Origin of the sequence: uncultured Microbulbifer sp., from assembly GCF_947498635.1 — a bacterium.
GTDB classification, from domain to species: domain Bacteria; phylum Pseudomonadota; class Gammaproteobacteria; order Pseudomonadales; family Cellvibrionaceae; genus Microbulbifer; species Microbulbifer echini.
Genome location: NZ_CANMKV010000027.1, coordinates 16,969 through 34,615, shown reverse-complemented (window position 1 = coordinate 34,615; position 17,647 = coordinate 16,969). Strand labels below are relative to the sequence as shown.

The following is a 17,647-nucleotide window of genomic DNA, read 5'->3' as shown; positions in this document are numbered from 1 at the left end:
GCAGCCGGGAGCCCGCCCGGCTAATCGCGGGCTTCAAAAATCACAAATGCCAGGGCCGCATCCTTTTCATCGGACAGTGAAAGGTGGATCACACTGACGCCCATCGCCTCAGCGTGTCTTCGCGCCTCGCCGTGCAGCAGCACCAGTGGAGCCGCGCCCTGACGCCGGCGAACTTCAATATCTTGCCAGGAAACACCCTTACCAATGCCGGTACCCAGCGCTTTCCCAACAGCTTCTTTTGCGGCGAAGCGCTTACACAAATAGGCCGCACAATTGACCTCGGGCAGATCGGCAAAATCACAGCGCTCGCCATCGCTCAGTATCCGCGTCACAAAACGCTGCCCATGGCGCTGCCAAACAGATTCGATCCGGCCGTAACTGCAAATATCGGTACCGATACTGACGATCATTTCCCATAGACCTGCTTGAATAATTCACGGCTCTGCAATGGCTTATCTCCCAGTAAAGAGCGCAGTAAAATACGGGTCAAACGCTTTGCCGGGGCCAGTATATCCGCCGACCAACAGCCGCTCTCCCGTGCCCTCAGCATACCCAGTAGTTCTGCACCGTAAAACTCTCTCTCGCGCCCGGCACGCGCCGGTTGCCTATGCACCGGCACAAAACCCAGCTCCAATTCCAGCCGATAGCTGCCATCTTCACTCACCGCTCCCTGACTCTGAACGCAGTAATCCAACGGCGGGCAGCTACCCAGCTCCGTCAACAGTTGAAGCTCAAAACTGCGCAGCGGCCCTTCCAGCTCGGTGCTCTCGGTACCTCCCAGGTCGGCTAGCTCCTGCAAAAGGCGCTGATAGGCCGCAAATAACCCGTAGTGGGCCTCCCCTTCCGGCAACAGACGTACCATCAACTCATTCGCGTAGAGCCCACCATATACGGCGCGCCCCTTTAACCAAAGAGGCGCGCCGGCATTCTCCACCGGCCCCAGGGTCTTCAGTGATCCGGCACCCAGCAGAGTAACCAGCAAAGGGGTAAACGGTTGCAGCGCCTGTTGACGCCGTTGCTTGTCCCGACGCGCACCGCGGGCAACACACGCAATACGGCCGAAATCCGGGGTAACCAACTCGAGAATCAGACTCGAGTCACGGTAGGGACGGGAGTGCAGAATGTACGCCGGCTGCGCCGGCGGTGGTGTCTTCATGGTGGTCGGCCAAGCGAATGGGGTTAATCGTCCCGGTAGCCGAGGCTGCGCAAAGCGCGCTCGTCATCAGACCACCCTGACTTCACTTTAACCCACAGATTCAACATGATTTTGCTATCGAACAGGCGCTCCATATCCTCGCGAGCCTGACTGCCAATCAGCTTGATACGCTCACCCTTATTGCCAATGATCATGCGCTTTTGCCCGGACCTCTCCACCAGGATCGCCGCACTGATATGCAAGACCTTGCCTTCCTGAGCAAATTCTTCCACTTCAACCGTCACCTGATAGGGCACCTCTGCGCCCAGCTGACGCATAATTTTTTCCCGCACAATTTCTGCGGCAAGAAAACGCGAGCTGCGATCGGTAACCTGGTCTTCAGGGTAGAAGTGCTCCCCCTCAGGCAAATGTTGGAGAATCACCTCTTCCAGAGTGTCGAGGTTGACGTTGCGCAATGCCGAAATGGGCACAATTTCCGCTTTGGGGTTCTGTTCCGCCAAGGCCTGTAACTGCGGCAGCAGCTCACCCTTGTCATTCAACTGGTCGACCTTGTTGACAGCGATGATCAGCGGGCATTTGAGGCCGCGCAGTTTATCGGCCACCAACTGGTCTCCCTCACTCCAGCGGGTACGCTCCACCACAAACACAACCACATCTACATCCCGCGCCGCACTGGAAGCTGCTCGATTCATATAGCGATTGATCGCTTTTTCCTGATCTGAATGCAGTCCAGGTGTATCAACAAAGATAATCTGGTTGGGCCCCTCGGTCTTAATACCGAGCATATTGTGGCGGGTGGTCTGGGGTTTGCGCGAGGTAATCGCCAGTTTTTGCCCCAGTAAATGATTCAGCAGTGTGGACTTTCCCACATTGGGACGGCCGACAATCGCGACATAGCCGCAGCGAGAGGGTTGTTCGCTCAAGAAATTTCTCCGAAAGGGTTGCAGGTACCCGGAAGCCCCAGGCCCAGCTCGCCCCCAGTGTGCGGGGGCCATCTGTTCGAGCCGGGCGATGATCCGCACCAGCTCTCATTGTAAGGTTAGTCCTGGCCAGTGAGGCGCTTATAGGCCTCTATCGCAGCGGTTTTTTCTGCAGCGCGACGACTGTTGGCTTCACCGCGAACCGGCTGCGCCAAGCCGCTGACGCGGCATTCAACTATAAAGTGCTGGGCGTGCTCGGCACCGGATACATTTACGACCGAGTATTCCGGCAGGGGTTTCTTGCGCGCTTGCAACCACTCCTGCAGGCGCGTCTTGGGGTCTTTTACCGTCTCCAGGGATAGGTCCTGTAAACGCGGTGCAAACCAGTCCAACACCCTCGAACGGGCAGTCTCCAAGTCCGTATCGAGAAAAATAGCACCGATCAGGGCCTCCACCGCATCGGCCAGAATGGAGGCGCGGCGAAACCCTCCGCTCTTCATCTCTCCTTCGCCGAGGCGCAGACAATCGCCGATATCCAGCTCACGGGCCAGCTTTGCCAGGGTTTCACCACTGACCAACTGCGCGCGCAAACGGCTCAGCTGACCTTCACGCCCCTGAGGGAACTGTTCGTAGAGTGCGGCACCGATGGTAAAGCCGAGGATGGAGTCACCGAGAAATTCCAGGCGCTCATTATTACGGCTACCGTGGGAACGGTGCGTGAGAGCCAACTCCAGCAGCTCTCTCTGTTCAAACTTATGGCCAAGGCGCTTGCAAAGGCGCTCCAGTAAAAGGTCAGTCACGTTTGCGGAATTGCTCCAGATCTACCAAAGGATCACAACAAAGCTCGGGCTTGGCCGTATCGAGCTGTTTGTTAAATTTCATTACGACATCCACGTTGTAAATCAACGGCTGGCGCAACTCGTAATTAATGCTGACCACCGTGCTCTTTGCCCCCCTTACCACCTGCAGTGATTTAGTGGGCTCGCCACGCACATTATTGATCAGGAAAAAACGGCCCAGCTCTTTCTTAATCTGGCCCGTCGACATACTTTCCAGTTCGGGATTATCTCCCAGGGTTTTCAATGCTTCACTCACGTAGCGCGCATCCACATAGGCCGGCGCCATCTTGGAGACACAGGTGAGGGCAAAACCCAGCACCGCAATAACCAGTAACCAACCCCAGTAACTCATACCGCGCTGGTGCCCCAGTGAACAATGATTTGCACTACCCATAACTTTGCCCTCAATCCATATCGCCGGCGCAACACCGGCGGTGTTCTCATTATTGGATAGAGCCTACACGTTTAAAACTGGGCAAACTGAGCCAATTATCCCAATGCATCCAAATGGCAAAGGCTTTTCCCACCACATCTTGCTCTGGCACAAAACCCCAGGCACGACTGTCGAGGCTGTTGTCGCGATTGTCGCCCATCATAAAGTAGTGACCTTCCGGTACAGTTCCGCTGAAGTTACCGTACTCGCCGCTACGTACATTTTTGGCCATCAAGTGGCGTTGGCCATAGAGGTTTTCCCACAGGATTTCTACCTGAGGGTTAACCGGGGGAACGGCCTGTATCAGCTCCTGTGGCGCCAGCTCACCGTTGACATAGAGCACATTGTTTTTCAGCTCAATCTTGTCGCCAGGCAGACCGATGACGCGTTTAATAAAGTAGGTATCGTTCATGTGCGGAGGGAAAAACACCATCACATCGCCGCGCTGGGGCTCACCGATATTTACAACCTTGGTACGCGACACCGGCAGGCGCAGGCCGTATTCGTACTTGTTAACCAGGATAAAATCGCCCACCTGCAGAGTCGGCACCATAGAGGCGGACGGGATTTGAAAAGGCTCAACAATAAACGAGCGCAACACAAAGACGATGGCCAAAATCGGGAAAAACGACTTTGCGTACTCCACAACAATTGGATCTTCCTGCTTAGCAACACCTTCTTTTTTGCGTCGACGGGCAAAAAACAGGCTGTCCACCAGCCAGATACCGCCACTGATTGCAACCAACCAGAGCAGAATCAGAGGTAAATTAATATCCATTATGTATCTCTATTATCCTTGATCCCAATGGTGGGCCGAGCCCACTATTGATCCACTTTCAGCACGGCCAGGAAGGCTTCCTGCGGCACTTCCACACGACCGAGTTGTTTCATACGACGCTTACCCGCTTTCTGCTTCTCCAACAGTTTTTTCTTACGGGTGACGTCGCCACCATAACATTTTGCGGTCACATTCTTGCGCAGGGCTTTCACCGTGGTCCGCGATACGACCTGGCCGCCGATAGCCGCCTGAATCGCTACGTCGAACATCTGCCGGGGAATTAGCTCTTTCATTTTTTCCGCCATGGCACGCCCCTTTTGCTGGGCATTCTCCCGGTGCACAATCAGAGCCAATGCGTCGACGCGATCACCGTTAATGAGGATATCCAGGCGCACCAGTTTTGCCGCTTCGAAGCGCACAAAACCGTAATCCAAGGAAGCGAAACCGCGGCTGACCGACTTGAGACGGTCAAAGAAGTCCATCACCACTTCGCTCATCGGCAGCTCGTAGCGCAGGGAAACCTGAGAGCCCACGTACTGCATATCTTTCTGAATACCACGCTTCTCGACACAGAGGGTAATAACGTTGCCCAGGTATTCTTGCGGTACCAGAATGTTCACCTCGGCGATGGGCTCGCGCATTTCCTCGATATTGCCCAAATCTGGCAGGCGCGAGGGGTTATCGACCATCATCACCTCGCCATCGGTTTTCTCAACCTCGTAAACGACCGTGGGCGCCGTGGTGATCAGATCCAGGTCGTATTCCCGCTCCAGGCGCTCCTGGATAATTTCCATATGCAGCATGCCGAGAAAGCCGCAGCGGAAACCAAAGCCGAGGGCATCGGAGGTCTCCGGCTCGTAGAACAGGGAGGCGTCATTGAGGGAGAGCTTCTCCAGTGCATCGCGGAAGGCCTCATAGTCATCGGAGCTCACCGGGAACAGGCCCGCATACACTTGCGGCTTGACCTTCTGGAAGCCAGGCAGCATCTTGATGTCATCGACGCCCTTGGCATGGGTCAGAGTGTCCCCCACCGGGGCACCGTGGATATCTTTGATTCCAGCCACCACAAAGCCCACCTCACCGGCGCGCAACACTCCGGTTTCATGGCGTTTGGGGGTGAAGATGCCAACGCTGTCCACCACATGGGCGCGACCGATTGACTTGGTGACAATCTTATCCTTGGTTTTCAGAGTGCCATGAACCACGCGTACCAGCGACACTACGCCCAGGTAACTATCGAACCAAGAGTCGATTATCAGTGCCTGCAGCGGTGCCTCGACATCACCTTTTGGCGGGGGCACCAGCCGCACCAGATCTTCCAGTACGTCCTCCACACCCAAGCCGGACTTGGCACTGCAGCGGGTGGCATCGGCCGCATCGATACCGATAATATCTTCGATCTCCTCGGCAACTTTATCCGGATCTGCCTGAGGCAAGTCCATCTTGTTCAGTACCGGGATAACTTCCAGGCCCTGTTCGATCGCGGTGTAACAGTTGGCCACCGACTGAGCCTCAACACCCTGAGCCGCATCCACCACCAGCAACGCCCCTTCACAGGCCGCCAGAGAGCGGGATACTTCATAGGAAAAGTCCACGTGTCCCGGTGTATCAATGAAATTCAACTGGTAGGTTTTACCATCCCGCGCTTTGTAGTCGAGCGTTACGCTCTGCGCCTTGATAGTAATCCCGCGCTCGCGCTCCAGCTCCATGCTGTCGAGCACCTGCGCTTCCATTTCGCGGTCGGAGAGACCACCACAGTCCTGAATAAAGCGATCCGCCAGGGTAGATTTCCCGTGGTCGATATGGGCAATAATGGAAAAATTGCGGATATGTGAGAGATCTGTTGCCACTGCGGAATAAAAACCCTTGAAAAATCATATGATTAGCTGACGGCGTTGGCAGCTGTGTGGCGCAAGTCTAACAGAACTCATGGGCAGAGGTGAGGGGCAGGTGACCCATTGGGCCACCATTCACCCTTCACACTTAACTTTCGATCTTAATTGTGCGGAAAGTTGACTGTCCGGACCGGAAGAAACGGATTGGCAGCAGCTCGTCTTTGGGCAGATCATCGACCACTGTTTTGTAGTCTTTTATATCTGTCACTTCTTCAAAGCCCAACTGGGCAATGATATCACCACTGCGCAGCCCCGCTTTGGCGCCAGGCTTGCCGGGGATCACTTGACGCACCAACACACCGGCATCGACATTCCAGCGCTGCTTCATACCCTCAGGGATTTCCTCTACAACCACCCCGAGAGGCCCACCGACTCTAGCAGCAGGCTGAACCGAAGCCTGGCTACGCTCCTCATCCGAGCCCGGCAGGGAACCGACAATCACTTGCAGCTTTTCAGTCCGACCCTTGCGCATCAGCTCAACAGGCACCTCAGTACCCGGGCGAACCTGACCAACAACGTGGGGCAGGTCTCCGTGTACACCGATCTTGCGACCATCGAAACGCGTGATGATATCGCCGGGCTTGATCCCGGCCTCAGCCGCAGGGGTACCTGGGCTCACCTGCTCCACCAATGCGCCAGAGGGCTTGCCGAGCCCCATTGCTTGGGCCATATCGCGGTCCACATTGCGGATTCCCACGCCAAGCCAACCCCGGTCCACGCGCCCTTTTTCTTTCAGCTGGGCCAATACATCCTGGGCCAGGCTCGCAGGAATCGCGAACGAGAGACCTATAGAGCCGCCACTACGGGTATAGATTTGGGAGTTGATGCCAACCACTTCGCCATCGAGATTAAACAGGGGCCCACCGGAGTTGCCGGGGTTGATAGCCACATCGGTTTGGATAAATGGTACATAGTTCTCGCGACTTTCATTGGGGATACTGCGCCCCATTGCACTCACGATACCGGCACTGGCGGAGTAATCGAGACCAAACGGAGAGCCGATCGCAACCACCCACTCGCCCACCTGAAGCTCCTCGGAGTCACCCCAGCGCACCGCCGACAGGTCCTCGGCTTCAATTTTGAGAAGCGCGAGGTCGGAACGCTCATCGGTACCGATCACCTTGGCCTCGTACTCGCGGCGATCAGTCAAGGTAACCGTGACTTGATCTGCGCCTTCGACCACATGGTTATTCGTCACGATGTACCCATCGTCGGAGATAATAAAACCGGAGCCCATGCTGGCCACCGGGCGCTGACGCCGGCGGGGCTCAAGCAGGTGCCGGAAAATATCGGGGATTTCCTGCTGATATTGCGGTGCATTATTGCCGCGGGCCACCCGGTTGCGGTCTACGGTGTTGATTTTCACCACCGCCGGGGAATTTTCCTGGATGAGTTCGGTAAGCTCTGGCAGCCCGCGCGCACTGGCAGCTGCGGAAACCAAAAGACAGAGCACCAATAGATATTGTGAACAACGTTTAACCATAGGTTTGTTACCCCTAGTGTTCCCTTCTAATATGAAACCATTGGAAATTGAGTCCCTTCCAGGGTTTGCCTTGGCAAAGTAGCTGTGGCCCCTTTGAGGACAATCAGTAACGATTTAGTGGCTATACAGCCACAAAAGTTCTCCCGCCTATTGTAAATCTGTGTAAAGGGCCTGCGATGTCCAGATTGCGCCCGCGTCCACAGCGCGGTCAATTCCACCTCGCCAGAGAGCTGTACGGACACAGTGCTCTCGGAGCCCCTCTTTTTTACTTTCCCGCACACTCCAGCTGCAGCGCAGGCCTAATAATGGCCGGCACTCACGGCGACGAAGTCGCGGCCGTCGTTGCACTGTCTTGCGCCCTGCGTTCTCTGGCAGCGCAACACCTCAAGCACCATGTGATACTGGCGGTAAATCCCGATGGATGCCAACTGGGCACACGCTGCAACGCGCACGGAGTAGATTTGAACCGCAACTTTGCCACAAAAAACTGGGATGGTGGCGGCAATGTGTACCGCTGGAACAGCTCGGCAGATGCCCGCGACGTGAAACTGAGCACCGGCGACAGCCCCGGCTCGGAAAGCGAGACCTCAGCTCTCTGCCAGCTGATTGATAAACTAAAACCTAAGTGGACAGTATCGATCCATGAACCTCTCGGCTGTGTGGAGGACCCGGATCAGACAGACCTGGGCATCTGGCTGGCCGAGGGGTTACAGTTGCCATTGGTCAAGGAGGTAGGTTACCAAACACCCGGCTCCTTCGGTACCTGGTGCGCCGAGCGCGCCCTGCCCTGTATCACAGTTGAACTCCCACCCATCTCTGCCGATGCTGCCAGTGAAGAGTACCTAGACATATTTATCAGCCTGCTTACCCATGACCGTTAAAACCGCATTCAGCAACCACGCACCTTGCGAGTAACTAGCATGAAAATAGAATATTCTGACCGAACAAAAAATAAGATACAAACTGCAACGCTTTACTGTGGGCCAGAATAACTCAGGGTTCTGATTTCTGGCATTGCAACTTCACCTGGTAACCGGATGAATTTATAGTCATAGTTCGCAACACCAACTCCAATACCTCCGTATACAGCTGTCTCTAGTGAAGACAAATCACCCACAAACCATTTTAGATAGTAAGTTTTACCAGCTTGCAGCTCTAGGTCTAAATCTAAACGATAAAAGCCTACGGACTCATTCTCTGCAGTAAATCTGTAAATGCCTGTTTCTAATTGATACACCAAGTAACCACCATTCTTAAGTGAGCCTACTTTTTTTTCATTTACAAACAATTCTGGAGAAACACAGCAATTAACAACTGTTTTTGGTCTGTATATATAAACGGTTGCTCTCGTTTCTGATGCCGGCAGAGGTGAAAAAACAGGTCCACTCGCCGCACACCCAGAAACAATAACCACTAAAATCAACAAGAATAATTTTTTCATTAAATTCTCAATTTCCAGATCACACAACTACCCATTTACGACCAAAAAACTCGGCCGGCGGTAAAGCGCAAAGGGGGCTCCGCATCCTTGGCCAGCCAAGTGGGGCCGTCCAAGTCTAGATAGCGAGCCCTGGGACCCAGGGGCCAGGCGGCGCGGATTGCTCGTGAAGTACACAACATACAGCCGAGCATCACCTCAAACCCCTGTCTAACCGCTTCCTCCGCTAAGGCTTCTGCCTCGCCAATACCACCCGTCTTATCGAGTTTGACATTAATCATCTCATAGCGCCCTTTCAGGCGCTGCAGATCGGTACGGGTATGGCAGCTTTCATCGGCACATATGGGCAGGGGATGGGTAAAAGTAGCGAGAAAATCATCATCACCGGCGGGCAACGGTTGCTCTAGCATAGCAACCTCCAACTCCGCCAGCCGCTCGCAGCGCGCCACCAGATTGTCACTGCACCAAGCCTCATTGGCATCAATCACTAACTGAGCGCCGGGCGCGGCAGCACGCACGGCTGCGACCCGTTCAAGGACGTGACGATCATCCAATTTAAGCTTGAGCACCCCCACCCCTGCAGCCACAGCTTCAATCGCCGCCATGGCCATCGCCTGCGGGCTGTCGATCACCAATGTCTGCACGGTGGGTAGGGAATCCGGGCCGCAAAAGGTCTCGCCATTGTAGCGGGCCTCCCAGTCCGCCAAAGCGCAATCCAGAGCATTTCGCGCGGCACCGGCCGGTAGGCGCGACGCCAGAGCACTTCGTTTCAAGCCTGCAGCAAGTTCGGATAAGAGGGGCTCGAGCTGCCTGACCACAGAATCGGGGCTCTCGCCGTAGCGGGCGTAAGGGGTACACTCTCCAATACCCACACAGCCCTCCAGCTTGACCTCTACCACCACAACTTCTGCCTCGGTGCGAGCCCCTCGAGAAATAACAAAAGCCGTGCGCAGGGGCCAGCGTTCTATGTAGCAGCGGGCCAGCATGAAAAACTCCAATCCATAAACCTTGGAGCTATCAGTTTAGGTTCCGTAAGTTAAGAGCGCTCGCTTTCGGGCTCGACCCGCAAAAGCACCGGTGTATAGGTAGGGTTGGCGGATTGGAGGCGACTGTACCAGCGAACACCCAAAGCGCCCCCAAGAAGACCGGCGAGAGCACCAATTACCGCCCCGGCCTCAGCAAACAGGTAATCACCCAGTAACGCCAAGAGCAGCAGGGAGATCAAAGGCACCAAATAAACCAGCAAGGTGCTGCTAGTGAGGGCATTTTCATTAATACCAATCACCGCAGTATCATTCAGGGAAATTTTATTGGCGGGGTAGCCATTGAGAACGGCACGCACCCGTGTGGAAGAAGAAAAGAAATCGCCAAGAAGACCTGTGCCACACCCAGATTTGGCCTCACAGCCATTGCAGGCGCTGCGCTGGATGGTTTCCACCCAGACAGCATCAGACTCTATGGCGACAATACGGCCGCGCTCTTCAAGCAAGGCATTCAGCCTTTTTCAATAATGGAGCTAGCCACTCTGCGCGCCGTAGCATCGGGGATCTCCCCCACAACGGTAATGGTATAAGCTACGCCGTTCACTTCCATCCGGTCCATATAAGCTACGGTTGCACCCCGTATCGCGCGACCTTTGAAATCCTCAAGCTCGGGTCCAAGACGCTGCACAAATACTGTGAAAACACCCAGCCCATCACTGAAGACCATCATATCGCCATCGGACAGTGGCTTTACCGAGACGACCTTAAAGCCTTCCGGCAGCCAACGCACCTGCCAGCGACTCTGAGAAGATTCACAAGTGGCACGGTTATCCACACGTCGGGCATTCTTGGAGACGGCATCGAGAGCGGAGTCCTCAATCGGTGACAGGTCCAACTGAACAAACTGATAGCGCTCCAACACGCGGCCCTGAGTACTGACCAGCATAGTTTTGAGCGGTAACCCGGTCTCCCGATCGAGACTGACCACCAGCCCCAAGCGATAGCGGTCGCGTGGCCGGGCCTCAATCACCACCGCATCGCGGTCAGCAATACGCTCCTCACCGCGCAGGATAAACTGATAAGCGCGCTGTACCTGTTGCTGTCCCACCGCATTCCACAAAGTGGTTCTGGCGCTGGGCGATACACCGAACTCACAGTTGCCGCCACTGCCGTGACTGATCAACTCCCGCGGCTCACCACTCAGGTAACGCACTCGCTCCACCTGCTCACCATCGCGCACAGCGTGCACCACCTGAAGCGTTTCCAGCATACCGGCGTGCTCAAAAGTCACCAGCCCACTGTACTCCAGCTCTGCAACTGCCGTAGCCAACTTGGCCAACCACTGCTCTACCTCGTTGCCGGCCACCGCGACAGAAACCGCACCCGGGTTGGACAAAGCCTCTGAAGAGAGCACCGTGGGGTCAATGAGAGAAGGCTCTGCCAGAGATTCCTGGCCAGCCACCGACGAGGCCGGACTGGTGGCGGCTTCTACAGTGGCGCTAACCACGGTAGCGGCCGCAGCCTGGGAGCTGGCCATATCGAGGTGAATGGTACTTGGAACGCTGGAGGAAATACCGGCTTCGGTGCCAACGGCGTCTTGCGCCAACACCGGCAGCGCCAGCGCCAGCAGAGAGGAAGCCAGCAGCAAACTGCTGGCCCTGCGAATTCCAATACGGATAAGACTCCCCCTGAAAACGGCTTTCGTCACGCTACATTCCAACTTGTTCGCCATAGGTCGCGCGTGCAAAAGGCACCATACCTTGGCTTCCGACATGCGCGGCCTGTTCGGAATGTTGAATCATTACGCGGTTTAAGTGGCGCATCAGCTCTGGCGTAGGCGCCTGCTGGATGACCTGTTGACCGACAACGCCACCGCGCTGTTCCGGAACAAACCGCGGAGTCGCAGTGCTCACAGATCGGGTAGATGGCGCAGGCACATAGAAACCGGATGGCTGTGGGGCGGATTGAACCACCGGCTGAGCCGGTCGCTCGACTTCCGCTACCAAATCGGCTCCCTGCACCGGACTCTGCTGGGTATCGGTCATCTGCTGAACCCCTAAGATCGCGGCGAACGCCACAGTCGCGGCTACAGCGCCACGTGAAAGCGGACGCCACCAGCGGTTGTTGATCAACCCATTGGCCGCAATCGCACCACCACTCCCCTCTTGCGATAGCGGCTCTTCGAGATCGATTGCCGCTGAGATACTCGCGGCGAGACCACTATCGACCGGGGCAGTCTGTTCGCGGCGCATTACGCTCGCCGCCAGTTGGTAGCGTGACCAGCGCGCACCCAACTCTTCAGAAGCAGCCGAAGCTTTGAGAAGCCTCTGCAACTCCAACTCGCTGACTTCGCCATCCATAAGCGCCGAGAGCGACTCGTTGAGACGTTCCTGATGATTCCCGTGGGACATAGGGGTTAACCCTCTTGTGCAATCATTTATTCGGTGCCCACACGCACCATAGTTGGTATGAGTTATGACCGGGCTCGCGGCGGTTGGTTTCCCCAGCTGGGAAAATTTTCCGCTAATTTAACTTCGGTCACCCAGTGTTTCCGGTTCCCCGGCCATCACGGCCTGGACTGTCCGGTCAATCGCTTCCCGTGCGCGAAATATCCTCGAACGCACCGTACCCACCGGGCATCCCATCACCTCGGCGATTTCCTCATAACTCAGTCCCTCAAGCTCCCTCAGCGTAACCGCTGAGCGCAGATCCTCTGGCAGGGCACGAATGGCGCGGTGCACCGCGGCTTCCAGCTGATCCCGAAACATCTGATTTTCAGGCGTCTCGTTATCCCGCAACAGGTCAGCACCCGAGTAGAACTCGGCATCCTCCAAATCCACGTCGGAGGATGGTGGCCTGCGGCTGCGGGAAACCAGGTGGTTTTTAGCGGTATTAATCGCAATACGGTACATCCATGTGTAAAAAGCGCTATCGCCGCGGAAATTGGCGAGCGCTCGATAGGCCTTGATAAAGGCCTCCTGAGTTACATCCTGTACCTCACTGTGGTCCTTAATGAACCTACTGACTACGGCAACAATCTTGTGTTGATACTTGAGTACTAACAGGTCAAAAGCGCGTTTATCTCCCTTTTGAACCCGCTCTACCAGCTCGCGGTCACTCGTTGACGCCTGATGCGCTGTCATCCCCAACTCCCATATCCAGCCACACTACGGGCGCCACGACTATTTATTAATGAGCTGCCTGCGCAGGCGTTTCTTTTACTCTGTTGAAGACACTGACAATAGGACATAAGTTCCACGTCAAATCGACGAATAATCAGGAGGCGCTATACTACGCGACCCTAAAAGATAAATGAAATCTATGAATGCCCAGGTAAACTACGACGTTCTCGTAATCGGCAGCGGCGCCGCCGGCCTCACCCTGGCCTTACATCTCTCGGCCAAGTACCGCGTAGCCCTGCTCTCTAAACAGCGCCTGCAGGACGGCTCCACCTGGTTCGCCCAGGGGGGGATCGCCGCGGTACTGGACGAGATGGATTCGGTGGAGTCACACATTGCAGACACATTAGACGCGGGTGCGGGACTCTGCCACCCATCGTCAGTGCGCTTCACTGTGGAAGAAAGCACGGCAGCGATCCGCTGGCTGATCGACCAGGGAGTGGACTTTACCCGCGAAGGTGAGGACTACCACCTGACCAAAGAAGGCGGCCACACCCATCGCCGTATTATTCACAGCGCCGACGCCACCGGGCGCGCGGTACACAGTACCCTGCTGATGAAAGTGCTCAACAGTCCAAACATCGACTGTTTCGAGCACCATGTGGCCATAGATCTAATTCGCCAGCCAGACCCAGAAAAAGGCCGCTTTCGCTGCGCTGGCGCCTATGTGCTAAACAAAAACACCGAAGGGGTGGAGTTGCTGCAAGCCAAGGCGGTGATACTCGCCACCGGCGGCGCCAGTAAAGCCTACTTGTATACTAGCAATCCCGATGGCGCCAGTGGCGACGGTATTGCCATGGCCTGGCGCGCCGGCTGTCGGGTGGCCAATATGGAATTTAACCAGTTCCACCCCACCTGCCTCTACCACCCAAAAGCCAAAGCTTTCCTGATTACTGAAGCCCTGCGCGGCGAGGGCGCACAGCTGAAACTGCCCGATGGCAGCCGCTTTATGGAGCGCTTTGATAAGCGCGGCGAGCTGGCGCCCAGGGATATTGTCGCCCGAGCTATCGACCATGAAATGAAGCGCCTCGGTGCAGACTGCCTCTACCTGGATATCTCTCATAAGGATTCGGGCTTTGTGCGCGAGCACTTTCCCACGGTCTATAGCAACTGCCTGAAGTATGGCATTGATATCACCCGGGAACCCATTCCTGTGGTACCCGCCGCACATTATACCTGCGGCGGAATCATGGTAGACCAGCACGGATGTACCGACCTGGACCAACTCTACGCTATCGGCGAAACCACCTTTACCGGTCTACACGGTGCCAACCGTCTGGCCAGCAATTCCCTTCTGGAGTGTCTGGTTTACGCGCGGTCAACCGCACTGCATATCGACGAACACCTAGAGTCCGTGCAGTCGCCCCGCAGGGCAGCGGACTGGGATGCCTCCAGGGTTACCGACTCCGATGAAGATGTAGTGATCTCGCATAACTGGGATGAGTTGCGACGCTTTATGTGGGACTACGTGGGTATCGTGCGCACACGCAAGCGTCTGTTGCGCGCCCAGCATCGGGTAAAATTACTTCATCGGGAGATCCGTGAATTCTACGCCAACTACCGCATTACTAACGACCTAGTAGAGCTGCGCAACCTGGCCCTGGTTTCCGAGTTGATTATCCGCTCAGCACTGGACCGGCGCGAGAGCCGCGGCCTGCATTACTCTCTGGATTACCCGGGTCTGCGTGAGTTAGCCATGGATACTGTTTTGGTACCGGAAAATTACGCCAACCAACGGCAGTTTATTTGATTGCGCACAAACGGCGGGCCGCCGCCCGCCTTAGCGTGAGAAACGCAGTGCAGCTTGCAACCTGCGCCAGTCATCTCTAACCAATGCATCCCGCGCCAATACCAGACGCAAGGGTACGCCAGTCTGATCCCGCCCATGAATGACAACCAGCCAGCGCCACAGCAGCAACTCCCCCCGGAACTGAAACTCCCGCTCCTCACCGCCTGTGCTACGCCAAAACCAGCGACGCTCGCGGGTTGATAACACACCGGTCATTCGCCTCAGACGCCCCCTCTCAAGTAAGGCATAAATCAACACCAACAATAGCGCCGACCAGAACAGCCAGGGAGGAAGCTGGCACAACCACAACAGAAGCGCTGCCTGGATTACCGCAACCAGCAAAAAAAGAAGAAGGAATGGCGATGACGCAACGGCGCAACTCAGGCGCGCGCTGCGTTCAAAATACTGGGGAGACTGGCTATTCCTGAAGTCCGGTGTTGTCACGGATAATCTGCACTATACGCAGCAGGTCTGGATCGACCGGATCTTCTCGGCGCATAAACCAGGCAAACAAGTCCTGATCTTGCTCGTCCATCAGCCGGATATAACGCTGCTGATCCTCTGGCTCCAATGTTTCATAGATATTATCCAGAAATGGCAGCAGCACCAGATCCAGCTCCAACATGCCGCGGCGACTGGCCCAAAACAGGCGGTTGCGATCCATACTTCTTTTCCAACCAGGTTAAAGAGCGCAGTATACCCGCAGCCCAGGCAAACTTGAAAAGGGGCGCGGCAATCCCCAAATAACGCCACCAAGACAACCGGAGGTGGCAGCACTATGGACCAGCAACAGTGGCAGGATTTTCTCAGCAACGAAGGCGCCATTTGGGAAGGCGGCAGGGCCCACTTCCCCCTTACCAGCAATGACAGCCCCCAGGGCTTACATCTGATCGACCTGGGCCCCGTGGGCGGCGTTTCAGTGAGCGGGCCCGACAGCCAGAAATTCCTGCAGGGTCAGCTGACCTGCGACCTGGTAAACCTACCCGACAGACACAGCACCCTTGGGGCACACTGCAACCCCAAGGGGCGTATGATCAGTGCTTTCAGCGCACTGAAACTCTCCCAGAGCGAATTTATACTCCGAATGCCGCGCGACTTAGCGCCAATTGCCCAACAGGCACTGGCCAAATACGCCGTCTTTTTTAAAACAGAGCTGCGTGATATCAGCGACGAATTCCACTGGCTCGGCCTACAGGGGCAAAACGCGGCTCAACAGGCCTCAGAGATATTGGGGTTCGCCCCCCTATCTTCCGGTCAAGTCAGCACTTTTGAGTATGATGGCCAGCGCTGTATTGCCCAATCGGTCAATGAAAGCCAGCTAACCCTCTTAGTACCAGCCAGCAAGGCTCAGGAACTCTGGCTGGAACTCTCTCCCCACAGTGAGGCCAGCGGCTACGATCAGTGGCAAAAGGGGCAGATCGACGCTGGCATCCCCCAAATTGATGCTGCCACTTCCGAAATGTTTATCCCCCAGATGACCAATCTCCACCTGCTTGGCGGCGTCAGCTTTAAAAAAGGTTGCTACACAGGCCAAGAAGTGATCGCCCGTATGCAATTTCGCGGCGCCGCCAAGCGCCGCCTCTATCGTGCGAAGTGCGAAGGGGGCGACTTGCCAAGCAGCGGATTGGAAATCTTTACTGAAGGCACCCAGAGCATCGGCAACCTAGTGGAGGCCTGCCACAGCAAAGATGGAATACAGCTATTGGCTGTGCTCACCATCGCCAAGGTCGCCGCCGGCCAAACTCTGCAGCTGAAAGACGGCCGTACACTGGAGATTCAAGAGTTACCTTATGACGCGGACGCCGACCCTTTAGCTTAAATTATCGGAGTCCAAACAAAAAAGTGGTACAGCTCAAAGGTTGCCTGTCATCAGCTATAAGTCAGCGCCGGAAAACCCGATACCCACTCCTTTGCACCGATGAGCCAATATTCCATCCTTAGAAATTTAATAATTGAAAGCGATTCAATTTAGGCATGGTAAACAAAACTAAAAGGGCGGCTTTTCAGTCGCCCTTTTCCTTGATCCGTGTTTTGTTTGCGCCCCCTGAAATCCTACAAAATAATTTGAGTCCTGATTCTCCACAACCGCAACCACGACCACTACAATATTTAAGCTTGTTTCTACACCTATTTAGGGGCACGGCCGTGAAGGGAGACGCTATTGAAAGAGATGGAGCAGCTTATCGTCGCCCTGGAGTCCTGTATCGTATTGGCAGGCTTTGCCGCAATTGTGGGTACACTCCAGCCCAAGAAAGGGAGAAATATAACCAAGGGGAGAATTGTATCTCTCGCAATGATTATTTATATAAGCCTAGTCAATGCCCTTCTCGCCGGATTCACTCTTGCGTTATCTAATTTTGACATCAGTGAGCAAAGCTTATGGTCAGCTAGCAGTGCCGCCATGAGCCTAGCCACGACATTTTCCATCATTTATCTCTGGCAAAAAAAACGCCTCAAGTCGGTATCGATTGCCGCCAAAATCACGTACTTCCTTCTCTTTGGTTTTGCTGGCACAATGGTTTTTATCAACCTGCTAAATGCCTTCGGAATAATCTTCAATAAAGAATTTGCCCCTTACTTCCTTTCTTTTATTTTCAATCTATTTGTCGTGGGTTATGCCTTTTCGAGGCTACTTATGCGCCCACTATGGGAGGTGGTTAGAGAAAATGAATTGAAAAACCTACACAAGCCTCGCGCTAACGTCAGATGAAAAAATCGCTAATCAAATAGCTTCGCTCGAGATACTGAGACCAC

Annotated in this window: 20 protein-coding genes; 4 read left to right on the top strand and 16 right to left on the bottom strand. The window is 55.2% G+C overall.

All coding sequences use genetic code 11. The annotated features are described in order from the left end of the window. Positions 1–20: 20 nt before the first annotated feature. From acpS to Q1A69_RS14095, 8 genes are all read right to left on the bottom strand, one after another. Positions 21–410 (bottom strand): holo-ACP synthase, encoded by a 390-nt coding sequence (gene acpS, locus Q1A69_RS14130; RefSeq protein WP_299586558.1) that lies wholly within the window; start codon positions 408–410, stop codon positions 21–23. Next, on the bottom strand, positions 407–1,156 hold the full coding sequence (gene recO, locus Q1A69_RS14125; protein WP_299586556.1) for a DNA repair protein RecO: 750 nt from the start codon (positions 1,154–1,156) through the stop codon (positions 407–409). Before recO ends, acpS begins: the two co-directional genes overlap by 4 nt. Positions 1,157–1,179: 23 nt before the next feature. Then, positions 1,180–2,079 (bottom strand): GTPase Era, encoded by a 900-nt coding sequence (gene era / locus Q1A69_RS14120; protein WP_299586553.1) that lies wholly within the window; start codon positions 2,077–2,079, stop codon positions 1,180–1,182. Between the two features lie 116 nt (positions 2,080–2,195). Then, complete coding sequence (gene rnc / locus Q1A69_RS14115) at positions 2,196–2,876, bottom strand: ribonuclease III (protein WP_299586551.1); 681 nt, start codon at positions 2,874–2,876, stop codon at positions 2,196–2,198. After that, the gene (locus tag Q1A69_RS14110) at positions 2,869–3,309 is read right to left on the bottom strand and encodes a DUF4845 domain-containing protein (RefSeq protein WP_299586549.1); all 441 of its coding nucleotides are present in this window, start codon (positions 3,307–3,309) and stop codon (positions 2,869–2,871) included. The genes rnc and Q1A69_RS14110 overlap by 8 nt, the downstream gene beginning before the upstream one ends. 49 nt (positions 3,310–3,358) lie before the next feature. Beyond that, on the bottom strand, positions 3,359–4,126 hold the full coding sequence (lepB, locus tag Q1A69_RS14105; protein ID WP_299586546.1) for a signal peptidase I: 768 nt from the start codon (positions 4,124–4,126) through the stop codon (positions 3,359–3,361). Positions 4,127–4,170: 44 nt separating this feature from the next. Next, entirely contained in the window at positions 4,171–5,976 is a 1,806-nt protein-coding gene (gene lepA, locus Q1A69_RS14100) for a translation elongation factor 4 (protein WP_299586543.1), read from the bottom strand. 133 nt (positions 5,977–6,109) lie between these two features. Continuing rightward, positions 6,110–7,504 (bottom strand): Do family serine endopeptidase, encoded by a 1,395-nt coding sequence (locus Q1A69_RS14095; protein ID WP_299586540.1) that lies wholly within the window; start codon positions 7,502–7,504, stop codon positions 6,110–6,112. 176 nt (positions 7,505–7,680) lie between these two features. Here Q1A69_RS14095 and mpaA point away from each other — a divergent pair, with 176 nt between their 5' ends. After that, complete coding sequence (gene mpaA / locus Q1A69_RS14090) at positions 7,681–8,385, top strand: murein tripeptide amidase MpaA (protein WP_299586538.1); 705 nt, start codon at positions 7,681–7,683, stop codon at positions 8,383–8,385. Positions 8,386–8,477: 92 nt separating this feature from the next. Here the strand turns inward: mpaA and Q1A69_RS14085 are convergent, their stop codons facing one another. The 6 genes from Q1A69_RS14085 to rpoE form a co-directional block, all read right to left on the bottom strand. Beyond that, positions 8,478–8,945, bottom strand: a complete 468-nt coding sequence (locus tag Q1A69_RS14085) for a DUF2846 domain-containing protein (RefSeq protein ID WP_299586535.1) — start codon at positions 8,943–8,945, stop codon at positions 8,478–8,480. Between the two features lie 35 nt (positions 8,946–8,980). After that, positions 8,981–9,928, bottom strand: a complete 948-nt coding sequence (gene ycjG, locus Q1A69_RS14080; RefSeq protein ID WP_299586532.1) for an L-Ala-D/L-Glu epimerase — start codon at positions 9,926–9,928, stop codon at positions 8,981–8,983. A 50-nt stretch (positions 9,929–9,978) separates the two neighbouring features. Continuing rightward, positions 9,979–10,431 (bottom strand): SoxR reducing system RseC family protein, encoded by a 453-nt coding sequence (locus Q1A69_RS14075; protein WP_299586529.1) that lies wholly within the window; start codon positions 10,429–10,431, stop codon positions 9,979–9,981. A gap of 5 nt (positions 10,432–10,436) precedes the next feature. After that, positions 10,437–11,633: a MucB/RseB C-terminal domain-containing protein gene (locus tag Q1A69_RS14070; protein WP_299586526.1), complete on the bottom strand. Its 1,197-nt coding sequence runs from the start codon at positions 11,631–11,633 to the stop codon at positions 10,437–10,439. A 1-nt stretch (position 11,634) separates the two neighbouring features. Further along, entirely contained in the window at positions 11,635–12,336 is a 702-nt protein-coding gene (locus Q1A69_RS14065) for a sigma-E factor negative regulatory protein (protein WP_299586523.1), read from the bottom strand. Between the two features lie 117 nt (positions 12,337–12,453). Further along, a complete protein-coding gene (gene rpoE, locus Q1A69_RS14060; protein WP_299586522.1) occupies positions 12,454–13,068 on the bottom strand; it encodes an RNA polymerase sigma factor RpoE in 615 nt (204 codons plus the stop codon). Positions 13,069–13,237: 169 nt separating this feature from the next. Here rpoE and nadB point away from each other — a divergent pair, with 169 nt between their 5' ends. Beyond that, complete coding sequence (gene nadB, locus Q1A69_RS14055) at positions 13,238–14,854, top strand: L-aspartate oxidase (RefSeq protein WP_299586519.1); 1,617 nt, start codon at positions 13,238–13,240, stop codon at positions 14,852–14,854. Positions 14,855–14,884: 30 nt separating this feature from the next. Here the strand turns inward: nadB and Q1A69_RS14050 are convergent, their stop codons facing one another. Together Q1A69_RS14050 and Q1A69_RS14045 are read right to left on the bottom strand one after the other, a co-directional pair. Then, positions 14,885–15,337, bottom strand: a complete 453-nt coding sequence (locus Q1A69_RS14050) for a protein YgfX (protein WP_299586516.1) — start codon at positions 15,335–15,337, stop codon at positions 14,885–14,887. Continuing rightward, a complete protein-coding gene (locus Q1A69_RS14045) occupies positions 15,312–15,557 on the bottom strand; it encodes a succinate dehydrogenase assembly factor 2 (protein ID WP_299586513.1) in 246 nt (81 codons plus the stop codon). The genes Q1A69_RS14050 and Q1A69_RS14045 overlap by 26 nt, the downstream gene beginning before the upstream one ends. 114 nt (positions 15,558–15,671) lie before the next feature. Here Q1A69_RS14045 and Q1A69_RS14040 point away from each other — a divergent pair, with 114 nt between their 5' ends. Both Q1A69_RS14040 and Q1A69_RS14035 read left to right on the top strand, forming a co-directional pair. After that, the gene (locus Q1A69_RS14040) at positions 15,672–16,712 is read left to right on the top strand and encodes a folate-binding protein (protein ID WP_299586511.1); all 1,041 of its coding nucleotides are present in this window, start codon (positions 15,672–15,674) and stop codon (positions 16,710–16,712) included. Between the two features lie 342 nt (positions 16,713–17,054). Continuing rightward, the gene (locus Q1A69_RS14035) at positions 17,055–17,603 is read left to right on the top strand and encodes a hypothetical protein (RefSeq protein ID WP_299586509.1); all 549 of its coding nucleotides are present in this window, start codon (positions 17,055–17,057) and stop codon (positions 17,601–17,603) included. The last annotated feature ends 44 nt before the right edge of the window (positions 17,604–17,647 follow it).

What these genes read in the sequence shown, in the direction of transcription:
- acpS (WP_299586558.1), bottom strand. Translation starts at nt 410, where the DNA reads ATGATCGTCAGTATCGGTACCGATATTTGCAGTTACGGCCGGATCGAA.
- recO (WP_299586556.1), bottom strand. Translation starts at nt 1,156, where the DNA reads ATGAAGACACCACCGCCGGCGCAGCCGGCGTACATTCTGCACTCCCGT.
- Q1A69_RS14110 (WP_299586549.1), bottom strand. Translation starts at nt 3,309, where the DNA reads ATGGGTAGTGCAAATCATTGTTCACTGGGGCACCAGCGCGGTATGAGT.
- lepB (WP_299586546.1), bottom strand. Translation starts at nt 4,126, where the DNA reads ATGGATATTAATTTACCTCTGATTCTGCTCTGGTTGGTTGCAATCAGT.
- Q1A69_RS14095 (WP_299586540.1), bottom strand. Translation starts at nt 7,504, where the DNA reads ATGGTTAAACGTTGTTCACAATATCTATTGGTGCTCTGTCTTTTGGTT.
- mpaA (WP_299586538.1), top strand. Translation starts at nt 7,681, where the DNA reads ATGTCCAGATTGCGCCCGCGTCCACAGCGCGGTCAATTCCACCTCGCC.
- Q1A69_RS14085 (WP_299586535.1), bottom strand. Translation starts at nt 8,945, where the DNA reads ATGAAAAAATTATTCTTGTTGATTTTAGTGGTTATTGTTTCTGGGTGT.
- ycjG (WP_299586532.1), bottom strand. Translation starts at nt 9,928, where the DNA reads ATGCTGGCCCGCTGCTACATAGAACGCTGGCCCCTGCGCACGGCTTTT.
- Q1A69_RS14065 (WP_299586523.1), bottom strand. Translation starts at nt 12,336, where the DNA reads ATGTCCCACGGGAATCATCAGGAACGTCTCAACGAGTCGCTCTCGGCG.
- rpoE (WP_299586522.1), bottom strand. Translation starts at nt 13,068, where the DNA reads ATGACAGCGCATCAGGCGTCAACGAGTGACCGCGAGCTGGTAGAGCGG.
- nadB (WP_299586519.1), top strand. Translation starts at nt 13,238, where the DNA reads ATGAAATCTATGAATGCCCAGGTAAACTACGACGTTCTCGTAATCGGC.
- Q1A69_RS14045 (WP_299586513.1), bottom strand. Translation starts at nt 15,557, where the DNA reads ATGGATCGCAACCGCCTGTTTTGGGCCAGTCGCCGCGGCATGTTGGAG.
- Q1A69_RS14040 (WP_299586511.1), top strand. Translation starts at nt 15,672, where the DNA reads ATGGACCAGCAACAGTGGCAGGATTTTCTCAGCAACGAAGGCGCCATT.